15 protein-coding genes are annotated in these 12,803 nt (G+C 60.4%); 12 read left to right on the top strand and 3 right to left on the bottom strand.

Annotated features, from left to right (window positions below):
* The first annotated feature begins 3 nt into the window (after window positions 1-3).
* Window positions 4-381, top strand: a complete 378-nt coding sequence (locus WCX18_RS10030; RefSeq protein WP_345987451.1) for a helix-turn-helix transcriptional regulator — start codon at window positions 4-6, stop codon at window positions 379-381.
* A gap of 22 nt (window positions 382-403) precedes the next feature.
* Here the strand turns inward: WCX18_RS10030 and murA are convergent, their stop codons facing one another.
* Entirely contained in the window at window positions 404-1,666 is a 1,263-nt protein-coding gene (murA, locus tag WCX18_RS10025; RefSeq protein WP_345987450.1) for a UDP-N-acetylglucosamine 1-carboxyvinyltransferase, read from the bottom strand.
* Window positions 1,667-1,793: 127 nt separating this feature from the next.
* Here murA and WCX18_RS10020 point away from each other — a divergent pair, with 127 nt between their 5' ends.
* The 4 genes from WCX18_RS10020 to lgt are packed head-to-tail and all read left to right on the top strand — an operon-like array spanning window position 1,794 to window position 4,379.
* Entirely contained in the window at window positions 1,794-2,210 is a 417-nt protein-coding gene (locus WCX18_RS10020) for a hypothetical protein (RefSeq protein ID WP_345987449.1), read from the top strand.
* The gene (locus WCX18_RS10015) at window positions 2,210-2,932 is read left to right on the top strand and encodes an exonuclease domain-containing protein (RefSeq protein ID WP_345987448.1); all 723 of its coding nucleotides are present in this window, start codon (window positions 2,210-2,212) and stop codon (window positions 2,930-2,932) included. Before WCX18_RS10020 ends, WCX18_RS10015 begins: the two co-directional genes overlap by 1 nt.
* Window positions 2,929-3,507 (top strand): 16S rRNA (guanine(966)-N(2))-methyltransferase RsmD, encoded by a 579-nt coding sequence (rsmD, locus tag WCX18_RS10010; protein ID WP_345987447.1) that lies wholly within the window; start codon window positions 2,929-2,931, stop codon window positions 3,505-3,507. Before WCX18_RS10015 ends, rsmD begins: the two co-directional genes overlap by 4 nt.
* 44 nt (window positions 3,508-3,551) lie before the next feature.
* A complete protein-coding gene (gene lgt, locus WCX18_RS10005; RefSeq protein WP_345987446.1) occupies window positions 3,552-4,379 on the top strand; it encodes a prolipoprotein diacylglyceryl transferase in 828 nt (275 codons plus the stop codon).
* Between the two features lie 3 nt (window positions 4,380-4,382).
* Here the strand turns inward: lgt and WCX18_RS10000 are convergent, their stop codons facing one another.
* The gene (locus WCX18_RS10000) at window positions 4,383-5,270 is read right to left on the bottom strand and encodes a lipid A biosynthesis lauroyl acyltransferase (protein ID WP_345987445.1); all 888 of its coding nucleotides are present in this window, start codon (window positions 5,268-5,270) and stop codon (window positions 4,383-4,385) included.
* Complete coding sequence (waaC, locus tag WCX18_RS09995; protein WP_345987444.1) at window positions 5,267-6,253, bottom strand: lipopolysaccharide heptosyltransferase I; 987 nt, start codon at window positions 6,251-6,253, stop codon at window positions 5,267-5,269. Before waaC ends, WCX18_RS10000 begins: the two co-directional genes overlap by 4 nt.
* A gap of 105 nt (window positions 6,254-6,358) precedes the next feature.
* On the opposite strand from waaC, the gene WCX18_RS09990 reads away from it, so the two are divergent.
* From WCX18_RS09990 to pssA, 7 genes are read left to right on the top strand one after another with little or no spacing between them, the layout of a single operon-like run.
* Window positions 6,359-7,270, top strand: coding sequence for a PDC sensor domain-containing protein (locus WCX18_RS09990; protein ID WP_345987443.1), 912 nt, complete (start codon window positions 6,359-6,361; stop codon window positions 7,268-7,270).
* On the top strand, window positions 7,267-7,878 hold the full coding sequence (gene hisH, locus WCX18_RS09985) for an imidazole glycerol phosphate synthase subunit HisH (RefSeq protein ID WP_345987442.1): 612 nt from the start codon (window positions 7,267-7,269) through the stop codon (window positions 7,876-7,878). Before WCX18_RS09990 ends, hisH begins: the two co-directional genes overlap by 4 nt.
* A gap of 11 nt (window positions 7,879-7,889) precedes the next feature.
* A complete protein-coding gene (gene hisA / locus WCX18_RS09980) occupies window positions 7,890-8,606 on the top strand; it encodes a 1-(5-phosphoribosyl)-5-[(5-phosphoribosylamino)methylideneamino]imidazole-4-carboxamide isomerase (protein ID WP_345987441.1) in 717 nt (238 codons plus the stop codon).
* A complete protein-coding gene (locus WCX18_RS09975) occupies window positions 8,599-9,432 on the top strand; it encodes a 50S ribosomal protein L11 methyltransferase (protein ID WP_345987440.1) in 834 nt (277 codons plus the stop codon). The genes hisA and WCX18_RS09975 overlap by 8 nt, the downstream gene beginning before the upstream one ends.
* Before the next feature lie 4 nt (window positions 9,433-9,436).
* Entirely contained in the window at window positions 9,437-11,422 is a 1,986-nt protein-coding gene (ftsH, locus tag WCX18_RS09970; protein WP_345987439.1) for an ATP-dependent zinc metalloprotease FtsH, read from the top strand.
* Window positions 11,419-12,051: a phosphatidylserine decarboxylase gene (locus WCX18_RS09965; RefSeq protein ID WP_345987438.1), complete on the top strand. Its 633-nt coding sequence runs from the start codon at window positions 11,419-11,421 to the stop codon at window positions 12,049-12,051. The genes ftsH and WCX18_RS09965 overlap by 4 nt, the downstream gene beginning before the upstream one ends.
* Window positions 12,052-12,054: 3 nt before the next feature.
* Window positions 12,055-12,801: a CDP-diacylglycerol--serine O-phosphatidyltransferase gene (pssA, locus tag WCX18_RS09960; RefSeq protein ID WP_345987437.1), complete on the top strand. Its 747-nt coding sequence runs from the start codon at window positions 12,055-12,057 to the stop codon at window positions 12,799-12,801.
* Window positions 12,802-12,803 lie beyond the last annotated feature (2 nt).

Genomic DNA, 12,803 nt, shown 5'->3' with positions numbered 1-12,803 from the left:
GCCATGCACACCTACGACGAACCGGTCTACCTGATCAGCATCGTGTCGAAGATCCTCGACATCCATCCGCAGACCCTGCGCCAGTATGAACGCGAGAACCTTATCACCCCTTCGCGTTCGGACGGCCGGATTCGTCTCTACTCCCAGCGCGACATCGACCGCATCAAGCTGATCCTCCGCCTCACCCGTGAGATGGGCGTCAACCTCGCCGGGGTCGACGTGGCGCTGCGCCTCAAGGAACAGATCGATACGATGGAGCAGGAGATCGCCGAGCTGCGCCATCAGCTGGCCAGGGCGAGACAGAGTACCAGCGTACCGCCCGAGAAGGCGCTGGTCACGAAAAAAAGCATCTACGAAATGATCATCTTCGAAGAGAAGTGATCCCTTCCTTTTTCTTCCCGACTTACTCTTTCAGGCGGGCGATGTCCGCACCGATCAGACTGAATTTCTCTTCGAGCGCCTCATAGCCGCGGTCGAGGTGGTAGATACGGTGGATGTTCGTCTCCCCTTCGGCGACGAGTGCCGCCAGTACGAGGGCGCTTGAGGCCCGCAGGTCTGTGGCCATGACGTCCGCCCCGAAGAGGGGGGAGGGACCTTTGACGGTGGCGGTATTGCCCTTCAGGGTGATGTCGGCGCCGAGGCGCTGCAGTTCGCTGACGTGCATAAAGCGGTTTTCGAAGAGGCGCTCTTCGACGGTTGAGGTCCCTTCCGCCTGGGTACAGAGGGCAAGGAACTGCGCCTGCATATCCGTCGGGAAAGCCGGGTACTCCATGGTCGTGATGTCAACAGGTTTAAGGGACTGGACGGGGTGGACGGTGATCGTGTTCTCCGTCGTTTCGATCCCTACGCCCATCTCTTCGAGTTTGCCCAGGACCGCTTCGAGGTGGTCGGGGCGGACGTTGGTCAGGGTCAGCGGCGAGCGCGAAATGGCCGCGGCACAGAGGTAGGTGCCCGCTTCGATCCGGTCGGGGATGACGGCGAAGGAGGCAATATCGACGAGCTCACCCCCGGTGCCTTCGATGACGAGTTCGGAGCTGCCGACTCCCCTGATCGCCACCCCGGCATCGCGGAGGAGTTCGCAGAGCTGGACGACTTCGGGTTCGCGCGCGGCGTTCGTGATTGTCGTTTTCCCTTTTGCCAGCGCCGCGGCCATCACGACATTGGCCGTGCCGGTAACGGTGATCTTGTCGAAGAGGATATGGGCCCCTTTGAGGCCGTTGGGTGCTTCGGCGCGGACGTAACCGGCGTGGATGGTGATCTCCGCGCCCATGTGTTCAAGTGCCTTGAGATGGAGGTCGATCGGGCGCTGCCCGATGGCACAGCCGCCCGGCAGAGAGACCTCGCAGTGGCCGAAACGTGCGAGCAGCGGACCCAGGACGAGGATGGATGCCCGCATGGTCTTGACGATGTCGTAGGTTGCCATCGTGTGGTTGACCGGGCGGGTGTCGATGGTGACGCGGTTGCCGTCGAGTTCAAATGCCGCGCCGAGGTTCGTCAGCAGTTTCAGCAGGGTCTTGATGTCGACGACGTGGGGCAGGTTCGTGATCGTGACAGGGTTCTTGGCAAGGATCGTCATGGCGATCAGCGGCAGGGCGGCATTCTTGGCGCCGGAGACGGCAACAGAGCCGTTCAGGGTTTTTGGTCCGTTGATCTTGAAATAATCCATATCACCTCACAGGCGCATCGCGCCAAAGTTTTTGCTGATTATAAAGCACGGTTGGTTAAACTGCTATGATAATGCGTTTGCCGGTAGCTTGGATTGACAGGGCCGGGACAGCGGAAAGGAGCGGGGCGTGTCAACGGCACTCGATCGTCTGAAAAACCTGACAGCCAAGATTTCCAGCTACGAAGTCGCGCGCAAGGAGAACATGGCCGCGCTCGAATCCCTCTACCATGACCTCGGCGTTGACGAAAAGGTACCCGAATTCGCGGATCTTTTCGAATTCAAGGCGATGAATCTTGCCGGGATCTCCCTTGCCGACGATACGTTGGGGCATCCGCACGAGGGCAAATACGTCCAGATTATCGCCATCACCTACGACCGTGAGGCGAAAGTCAGGAACAAGAACAGTTCGCTCGCCTATTTCGGACGTGCCGAAAAGCTCGAACCCTCCCTGCGTGATGCCGTCGTCGCTTTCGTGCTGCGCTGGCGCTTCGAGAAGAGTTTCCGGACCCTTGAACACTACCACACCCTCCTGCAACGGTTTTGATGCTCTGTTACCTTGACGTGGAGACGACCGGTGTCGAAAAAAAAGACCGCATCTGTTCGGTGGGGATGATCCTTGAGGAGGGGGGCAGGTACGAGACGCTCTACGACCTTGTACGGCCCCCGAAAAAGGTGCCCCCGGAGGCGATGGCGGTCCACCACCTGACCAACGAGATGCTCGCCGACGCGCCGGAGTTCGATGCGACGGCGGCGGCAAAACGGCTTGAAGCGCTCAATACCCCCGAGACGCTCCTCGTCGGCCACAACCTGGCGTTTGACCTGGACATGCTTGCCAAAGAGGGGATTACCTGGCAGGGCGGGATGATTGACACGCTCAAATGCGTCAAGCACCTGCTCGGCAGCGAGATCGCCCACTTCTCGTTGCAGTACCTGCGCTACGAACTGCGGCTTTACCAAAGTGAACACGCCCTTGCCGACGAGCTTGGCATCCCGCTCTGTGCCCATCATGCGCTGAGCGATGCCCTGCACACGATGCTGCTGCACCGCTACCTCGAAGCGATGGCCGACCGCGAGCGGCTGATGACGCTGACGACGGAGCAGGCGCTGGTCCACAAGCTTACTTTCGGCAAGTACGGGGGCAAGTTCATCGAGGACATCGCCCGCCGCGACCCGGCCTACCTGGAGTGGATGCTCCGCAGCCTGAGCGATCTTGACGAAGATCTGCGCTACAGCATTGAATATTACATGAACGAGGTGCGAGGATGAAACCGCTGACAAAAAAGATCGTGGCAGGGAAATACAAAGGGAAACTGCTGAAACTGCCCTCCAAAACGACGACGCGCAGCTCGAAGGGGATCGTCCTGGAGTCCTACTTCAATACCCTGCAGTTCGAGATCATGGACAGCGTTCTCGTCGAACTCTTCTCGGGCAGCGGTTCCATCGGGCTCGAGGCACTGAGCCGGGGGGCGAAACGCATCCTTTTCATGGAACGCGACCGTGAGGCCCTGAAGGTGCTACGTGGCAATATCGCCCAGACCGATCCCTCTGCCTGCGAGGTGATCGCCGGCGACACCTTTGAGACGATAGGGCAGACGCTTGCGCGCCTTAAGCAGCTCGGCGAACCGGCCTACTTCTTCATCGATCCCCCCTTCTCCATCCGGGAGGGGCATGAGGATATCTACGACAAGATGCTCAACCTGATCGCGAAACTGCCCCGGGAGTCGGTCCGTCTGATCACGATAGAGCACATGAGCGGGCTGGAGCTTCCCGATGCTATCGGCGCTTATAGTCTGCAAAAACGCAAGAAGTTCGGAAAGACCTCGCTGAGTTATTACCTGTAAATTTTCTAGGCTATACTTGCGTCCAATTCACTGAAAGAGCCGCCATGGAGTACTGGAACCACATCTACGAACATTTCAATCCCGTCGCCTTTTCCTTTTTCGGCCTGCCGGTACACTGGTACGGGATGATGTACGTGCTGGCACTCCTCGCCGCACTCTACGGGGCGAAATGGTACGTGCGCCGTGACAGGGTCCCCGTCGACACGCTGACACTGGACAACTACTTTATCTGGGTCGAGATCGGCGTCATCCTCGGGGCGCGGCTGGGATACATTCTCTTCTACGATCCCGACACGGCCTATTACCTGACGCATCCATGGCAGATCTTCAACCCATTTAAAAACGGTGAATTCGTCGGCATCAGAGGGATGAGCTACCACGGGGCGGTGATCGGCTTCTTCATCGCTTCGGCCCTCTTCAGCAAGCGCCATCACATTCATTTCGGCCAGCTGATGGATATCGTCGCGGTGGCCGTCCCCATCGGCTATGTCTTCGGGCGGATCGGCAACTTTCTTAACCAGGAGCTTATCGGCCGGGTGACCGATGTGCCCTGGGGCATCTACGTGGGCGGCGCTTTGCGCCACCCGTCGCAGCTCTACGAGGCCGTACTGGAAGGGATCGTCGTCTTCGCCGTCATCTGGCTCTACCGCAACCACCGCCGTTTCCGGGGGGAGCTGATCCTGCTGTACGGATTTGCCTACGGTGCGATGCGTTTTACGGCGGAGTTCTGGCGTGCGCCGGATCCGCAGTTGGGCTTTATCTGCTGCGGCTGGATGACGATGGGGCAGCTGCTGAGTTCGCTGATGATGGCGGCGGCCGTTCTGCTCTGGCCGCTCTTTTATGCCGGGGCGAAAAAACGGCGCGGCCGTTAGGGACTACGCCTCGTAGATCCCCTTGCTCCCGCCTTTCCAGCGGCGGTGGCACCAGAACCAGAACTTCGGCTCTTCGCGGATAATCCACTCCATCACATCGGACTGGCGCTGCGTCGCGATGCGGACATCCTCTTCGGCGTTCTCCGTATGCGGTACGGGGACCTCCTCCTCGAAACGGACCGTATAGTGTTTTTCATCGTCGGTGTGGATAAAGACGGGGATCACCGCCGCGTTGTACTTGCGCGCCAGGAAGGCGGGCGCGGAGGTCTGGGTGACCTGCGTGCCGAAGAAATCGACAAAGATACTCTCGCGCGGCCGGATGTTCTGGTCGATCATCAGCGAGACCGCCTCCCCTTTTTTCAGCGCCCGGGTCAGGTGTTTCACGGCACCGTGTTTCTCCGCCATGTGCATTTGCAGGCGTGAACGCGATTCGAGCAGGTAGCGGTCGAAGTAGGGGTTGTTGAGCTGTTTGTGGATGCTGACGGTAGGCATGATCTGCGATGCGATCGCCGTCGCGCCGAGCTCCCAGTTGCCGAAATGCCCGGAGACAAAGATGACGGGGCGCCCCTCCGCGCGGGCGCGGTCGACGATGTCGCGGTTGGCAAACGTGACCAGTTCGCGCTGCCGCTCCGGGGTCATGCGGCGGTTTTCAATAACCTGCAGGAAGTTCAGCAGCAGGTTGCGGTAGCAGTAACGCGCGATCGTTTCCGCCTCGGCTTCGTCGAGGGTTTCCCCGAAGGCGATTTCAAGGTTGCGCCGGATAACGGCGCGGTGCTGACGGTCGACCAGATAGGCGAGCGAGGCAAGGCCGGTAAAGAAGGCTTTGCGAAGGGGGTAGGGCAGGAGCATCAGGAGAGACTCGAGGGCACGGTAGAGGTAGTAGAGGATCATAGCAGCTCTTTCGCTTTCTGGATGACTGACTCGGGGGGAATCGTCCCGATGCTCATGTCGGTCTTGTCGATACGGAGGATGTCGACGACGGAGTCCGATTCGAGAGCGACATTCTGCGGTGTTTCGAACATCATCCGGGGGGTCGTCGGGCCGTAGAGGACGACGGAGGGACGGTTCAATGCCCAGGCGAGGTGCGTCGGTCCCGTATCCCCGCCGACGGTCAGCGCCGCGTGGCCGATGAGGTCGCGCAGTGCGGGCAGACCGATTTTCGGGGCGACACGGGCGTTGGGGCTCTCTGCTGCGATCTCCTCGGCGTCCATGTGTTCGCCCTCTGAGCCCCAGACGAGGATGCAGGGCAGGGGAAGGGCATCGCAGACGGCGGCCAGCTGGGCCGGCGGGTAGCATTTTGACGGCCAGGACGCCCCGACGACGACGGCGATGTACGGTGCATCGTCAAGAAAACCCGGACGCGGGCCGACCGGCAGTGCCGGGGCTTTGGCGAGCAGCTCCGCATCGCTGACGGTGAAACCGAGCGCCTCCGCGACGATGTCGCAGTTGCGGCGGATAATGTTGGCCTCGTAGGGGATACGGCTTTTGGTGCGGTAGAAGAGCGCGGCCGCGCCCTCCCGGGCCGATGCGGCATCAAAACCGTGGACGTTCGGGCCGAGCAGGCGGGCGACGAGGGCCGATTTGAGCAGCCCCTGCATGTCGATAATGACGTCATAGGGGCCGAGGGCGCGCAGATCGCGGACCGTGTCGCGCAGCAGGCCGAAGCGTTTTTCGCGTTTGAGCTGCTTGAGCGGGATGCCGTGGACGGTAGCGAGTTCGGGATGCCCCTGCAGCATGGGGGTGAACTGGGCCTCCGTGATCCAGTCGATGCGGGCTTCGGGATGGTGCCGGCGGATGAACTGCAGGACGACGGCACTGTTGATGATGTCACCCAGGGCACTGAGGCGGACGATGGCGATGCGCGCTATATTCATGGCGCTATTATAGCGACAAACCCTTGAGGCGCCGCGGCTGCTTTAGCGCTTTGCCATCGGGGGTGAGGTATAATCCCATACTACTAAAATGAGGACGGGACTGCCATGGTCGCACGCGACATACAGAACTTTTCCGAGATCCGCACGAAAGCGCGGGCCTACTTTTGCTACCTCTTCTCCAAGAACCTGCCCAACCGTCTGCCGTCGATCACCCCCGAAGCGATCATGGCGCGTATGCAGAAGATCATGGGCGATCTGCGGGATGCAGAGGGAATCTACCTGCTGGACCAGAAGGGGGTGCAGGTCACCCCGACCTTCCTGCCGGGCAACAAACAGCTCGACGAGGATTACGGGCGTATCCGCTCCGACCGCGCCTACTACTACAGGGCGGCGCGGGAGAAGCGCTGTACCATCACCGACCCGTACCCTTCGCTGATCACGCAGGACCTTACCATCACGGCATCGCAGCCGATCTTTGATGAAAAGGGGGAGATGCTCTACGTCGCCTGCCTCGACATGCCGATGGACGCGGTGCTGCAGATTGCGCACCCGATGGCGCTGCACTCCTTCTACGGGCGTCTTTTCCGCTATGGCTACGCGGCGTTTACCGTGATGCTGGCCATGGTGGCACTGCTGCTCTTTATCAAGGGAGTGACGACCTTCCTGCACTTTGGGCTGGATGTCCGCAATATCGAGATCAAGGAGGTTTTCGAGTCGACGATCCTCCTGACGCTGGCCCTGGCCATATTCGACCTCGTCAAGACCCTCTTCGAGGAGGAGGTCCTGGGGCGCCACAGGCAGGACAACGGGGCATCGGACCCGCATAAAACGATGGTGCGTTTCCTCGGCTCCATCATCATCGCCCTCTCCATTGAGGCATTGATGCTCGTCTTCAAGTTCGCGATGACAGAGCCTGCCATGCTGGTTAATGCCATCTATATTATCGGCGGGGTCTCGATGCTGCTGGTGGCGCTGGCACTCTATATCAAATTTACGAAAAGAGCGGTTGAAGAATGATAGGAATCTGTGACTACAACATGGGGAACCTGGCCAGTGTGAAAAACGCTTTCACGCTGCTGGGGGAGACGGTTGCCGTTGAAAGTGACCCGGAGAAACTCGCCGGGTACGACCGGCTCATCCTCCCGGGGGTCGGCGCGTTCGGGGACGCGATGGAGCACCTGCGCGAGCGGGGTATGGACGAGGCCCTGAAAGCTTATGCACGCAGCGGCAAGCCGATGCTCGGTATCTGCCTCGGCATGCAGCTGTTGTTTGAGAGCAGCGAGGAGTTCGGACCGAACCCGGGCCTGGGGCTGATCAGCGGGAAAGTCGTCGCGTTCGACACGGCGAAGTTCGACCACCCGCTGAAGGTGCCGCATATGGGATGGAACCGCATGTTTACGAAGGATCACCCCCTTTTTGCGGGCCTGGACGAGGCGCACTACCTCTATTTCGTCCACTCCTTCCACGCGGTGGCCGGCGAAGATGCCGATATCATCGGGGAGACGGAGTACGGCTACCGCTTCACCAGCGCCGTGGCGCATGAGAATGTGATGGGCATCCAGCCCCACCCGGAGAAGAGCCACAAGAACGGGCTGCAGATCCTGAAAAACTTTATCAACCTGTGAGGAAGCATAGAATGACGATTTTACCCGCAATTGACCTGAAAGACGGCGAGGCGGTCCGCCTCACCAAGGGGCTGATGGAGAGTGCGAAAGTGTACTCCTCCCAGCCCTGGGAACTTGTCAAGCGTTTCGAGGAGCTGGGGGCCGAATGGGTCCACCTCGTGGACCTCAACGGCGCCTTCGCCGGGGAACCGAAGAACCTGGAACAGATCGAGAAGATCCGCCAGAACTGCAGCGTCAAGCTGGAACTCGGCGGCGGGATCCGCGACGAGGCGACGATCAAACGTTACCTCGACCTGGGCATCGACCGCGTCATTCTCGGTTCCATCGCCGTCAAGGACCCGGCATTCGTCAAGGCAATGGCGGCCAAATACCCCGTCGTCGTCGGGATCGACGCCATTGACGGCTACGTCGCCGTCGAAGGGTGGGGCGAAGTGAGCGAGATGAAAGCGACGGACCTGGCCAAGGCCTTCGCCGATGCGGGTGTCGAAGCGATCATCTGTACCGACGTCGGCCGCGACGGGACGCTCAGCGGCGTCAATGTCGACTTTACCCTCGATATCGCCCGCGCTTCGGGCATCCCGACGATCGCCAGCGGCGGGGTCCGCGACGACAGCGACCTGGCGGCGCTGGCCGTGACGGACGAAGTCGCCGGCGTCATTATCGGAAAGGCCTTCTACGAAGGGACGATCGACCTCGAAGAGGTACTCAAGGTGTACGGAAATGGATGAGATCTACTACGAACTGACCGTCAACCCCTCGTCTCACCGCGAGCTCTTCGCCGATTTCCTGGCCGATACCCTGCCGGTCGGTTTCGAAGAGACCGACGCGGGCTTTGTCGTCCGCAGCGAGGACGACCTCTCCACCATGCAGTGGGGGCTGGAGCAGTTTGCCGAAGCGCTGCAGAAAGCGCTGGGAAGCAGCATCGACCTAGAGATGACCCTGGAGAAGAAACGGACCGAGGACTGGGTGCGCGCCTACCAGGAGAGCGTCACCCCGGTCGACGTGGAGCCTTTTTACGTCCACCCGACCTGGAGCGATCCGAACCCCGAGCGCATCAACATCGCCATTGACCCGGCCCTGGCGTTCGGCACGGGGCACCACCCCACGACGGCGACCTGCCTTGAAGCGGTCGGCCGCTTTGTCGAGCCGGGCGACGACGTCATTGATGTCGGCTGCGGCAGCGGCATCCTCTCCATCGCCGCCTGTAAACTCGGCGCCACGGTCGACGCCTGCGACACGGACCCGGTTTCGGTCGCCAACACCCTGGAGAACTGCGAGCTCAACGATGTCGACCTTCGGCATATCTGGGAGGGCTCCGCGGCCCAGGCAACGGCGACGTACGATGTCGTCATCGCCAATATCGTCGCGGACGTCCTGGTCTTTATCGCCGACGAGCTGAAAAAGCTGTTGCGGCCGGGCGGCAGGCTGATTCTTTCAGGCATATTGGATAAATATGAAGCTAAAATTGTGGAGGCTTACGCGGATATGGATGTCGCGGAGCGAATCGCAAAAGAGGAATGGGTCACCCTGGTCGTGACACCAAAAGGACAATGATTTTATGGCGCAACAAGACAATAATCAAGAGAACAATAACAAGAACTTTTTTAACCAGAACCCCCTGATCACCTTCGCGATCTTCTCGGTCGTCGTTATCCTGATCTTCAAAGCCCTCATCGGCGAGCAGGGCGGCAACGGTGTGATGGGCCAGAGCGTCAGCAAGACGCAGGAGGTCAGCTACTCCGAGCTCAAAGGCCTTATCGAGAGCCACAGCATCTCCAAAGTGGCAATCGGCCAGTCCTATATCCGGGCGCTGGGCGAGCAGAACGGCCAGAAGATCACCTATACGGCACGCAAGGTCGCCAACGACGATACCCTCGTACCGCTGCTGGACAAAGAGAAGATCGACTACAGCGGCTTCTCCGAGTCCAACTGGTTCACGGAGATGTTCGGATGGCTGCTGCCGTTTCTGATCATCATCGCCATCTGGATGTTCATGGCGGGCCGCATGCAGAAGAACATGGGCGGCGGTATCCTGGGGATGGGCAATGCCAAGAAGCTTGTCAACTCCGAAAAACCGAAGACGAAGTTTGACGACGTCGCCGGGGCGGAAGAGGCCAAAGAGGAGGTCCACGAGATCGTCGACTTTCTCCGTTACCCGGAGCGCTACGTCGAACTCGGCGCCAAGATCCCCAAAGGGGTCCTGCTCGTCGGTAGCCCGGGAACGGGTAAAACCCTTTTGGCGAAGGCCGTTGCGGGCGAAGCGGACGTTCCGTTCTTCTCCGTCTCGGGTTCAAGCTTTATCGAGATGTTCGTTGGGGTCGGGGCCGCGCGTGTCCGTGACCTGTTCGAACAGGCGAAGAAGGATGCTCCTTCCATCATCTTTATCGATGAGATCGATGCCATCGGTAAGAGCCGTGCCGCAGGCGGCATGATGGGCGGCAACGACGAACGGGAACAGACCCTCAACCAGCTGCTCGCCGAGATGGACGGGTTCAGTACCGATACGCCGATCATCATCCTGGCTGCGACAAACCGCCCGGAGATCCTCGACCCCGCACTCCTGCGCCCGGGCCGTTTCGACCGTCAGGTCCTCGTCGACAAGCCCGATTACGAGGGGCGTATCGCGATCCTGAAAGTCCACGTCAAGGGGATCAAGATCGACGAGGATGTCGATCTCGAGGAGATCGCCCGCCTGACCGCGGGGCTGGCGGGGGCCGACCTTGCGAACATCATCAACGAAGCGGCGCTGCTCGCGGGACGCAAGAGCCAGAAGAGCGTGAAACAGCGTGACATCCGCGAATCGGTCGAGCGTGCCATTGCCGGTCTCGCGAAGAAGAGCCGCCGCATTGACGAAAAAGAGAAGCGTATCGTCGCCTACCACGAAAGCGGCCATGCCCTGCTGGCGGAGACGACGAAGGGGGCGAAGAAGGTCTCCAAGGTCTCCATCGTCCCGCGCGGTCTTGCGGCGCTCGGCTATACGCTGAACACGCCCGAAGAGAACAAGTACCTGGCGCAGAAGCACGAGCTGCTGGCCGAAGTCGACGTCCTGCTGGGCGGCCGGGCGGCGGAGGAGGTCTTCATCGGCGAGATCTCGACGGGCGCGAGTAACGACCTGGAGCGTGCGACCGACATCATCAAGGCGATGGTGCAGATGTACGGTATGAGTGACGTTGCCGGCCTGATGGTCCTTGAGCGCCAGCGCAGCACTTTCCTCGGTGGGGGGATGACCCAGGGGCGCGAATACAGCGAAAAGATGGCCCAGGATATGGATACCTTTATCAAGCAGACGCTCGCAGAGCACTACGTCGACGTCAAAACGCGCCTGGAGACATACCGCGGGGCGATCGAGGATATGGTCGCCCTGCTGTATAAGCGCGAGAACATCAGCGGGGCCGAAGTCCGCGAGATTATCCGTGGCTTCGAGACGGACAACGGGATGGAGACGCTGCTGGACGAATCGGCGGCGGCCGAAGCCAACCGTGAAGTCTCGGAAGACATGTCGCAGGCCACTGCGATGCAAGAGGACGGAACGGAGCGGTCATGAACGCCTTGTCAGATCTCATCGTCAAAGAGGGGTGGCGGCCGTTAGGCATTGCCGCAGCGGCAGCTTTGGTTTGCGCCTTTTTCGATTGGGATCTGGCGGCATGGTTTTTCCTGGCCTTGGCAGGTGCATTATTGTGGAAGTACCGCAAACCCGCCCGCACGGCGGCCTATTTTGAAAAGGGGAGCGTGACCGCGCCCTGCGACGGAAGAGTGACGGCGATTGACACCCTTTCCGACGGTAGTGTTCTCGTCGAGATCGAAACGGGCTGGTTCGATGCCGCCCTGCTGACGGTACCATTTGTGGAGGGCGTTTCCGCTTTCGAGACGGTGATCCGGGGGACGCGGTTGCCGCGCCGCTCTGCACTTTTTGATACGCTCAACGAACGGGGGGCCCTCGTGTTTGAGGACGAAGAGGGGCGGAGCGTCCGCCTGACGCATATGCTGACGCTCACCCCCTTCTCACTTCTGATCGACACGACGCTTCCCGGGAAGCGCCGCATGCGGGGCGAACGCTACGGGGTACTGACCCACGGGGTGACACGTCTCACGCTGCCGGCCTCGACACGGGTCGCCGTCAACCCGGGTGAAAGGGTCTACGCGACCCAGACCCTGCTGGGGTATATGAGGTAATCCATGGCAACGCCGTCGCGCTCGCTCGCTTTTCTGCTCCCGAACCTCTTTACCGCCGCAAGCGTCTTCGCCGGTGTCTACAGTATGATCGCTGCGACGCAGGGGCGCTTCGGTTTCGCCGCGTGGATGATCCTGCTCTCCCTGATCTTTGACGGGCTTGACGGCCGCGTCGCCCGTCTGACCAACACCTGCAGCCGTTTCGGCGTCGAGTTCGACTCCCTGGCCGATATCATCGCGTTCGGCGCGGCCCCTGCGATGCTCATCTACCTTTATGCAGGGCATGAGTACGGGCGTTTCGGGGTGCTTGTCAGTGCGCTCTTTGTCATTTTCGGTGCGATCCGACTGGCCCGTTTCAACGTGATGACCGTCCAGTCGGAACCTTCGGTCTTCATCGGGGTGCCTATTCCCACTGCGGCGACGTTTGCGGCCGTGCTGGTGCTGCTCTTTACGAAATACGGCGGCCATGCCACCTACGGTTGGATCATCCTCGTCGGTGCGCTGGTGACGGCGCTGCTGATGGTCAGCAATATCCGTTATCCCAGTTTCAAAAAGATCGATATGCATGCCATGCACGTCAAACGGGTCCTGGTGGGTCTGCTCGTGACGGCGTCGCTGATCTTCCTCTATCCCATCGAGGGCGTAGCCCTCTTTTTCACCCTCTATATCCTTTACGGCCCGCTGCGCGCTACCTGGTTTTTCTACCAGCGTTATACCCTGCTGCGCCGCTACCGCCGCCGCCATAAGAAGTAACT

The organism is Sulfurimonas sp. HSL1-2 (genome assembly GCF_039645565.1).
Classification (GTDB): Bacteria; Campylobacterota; Campylobacteria; order Campylobacterales; family Sulfurimonadaceae; genus Thiomicrolovo; species Thiomicrolovo zhangzhouensis.
Note: the sequence above shows the minus strand (reverse complement) of the source record. Positions and strands in the feature narration are given on the sequence as shown.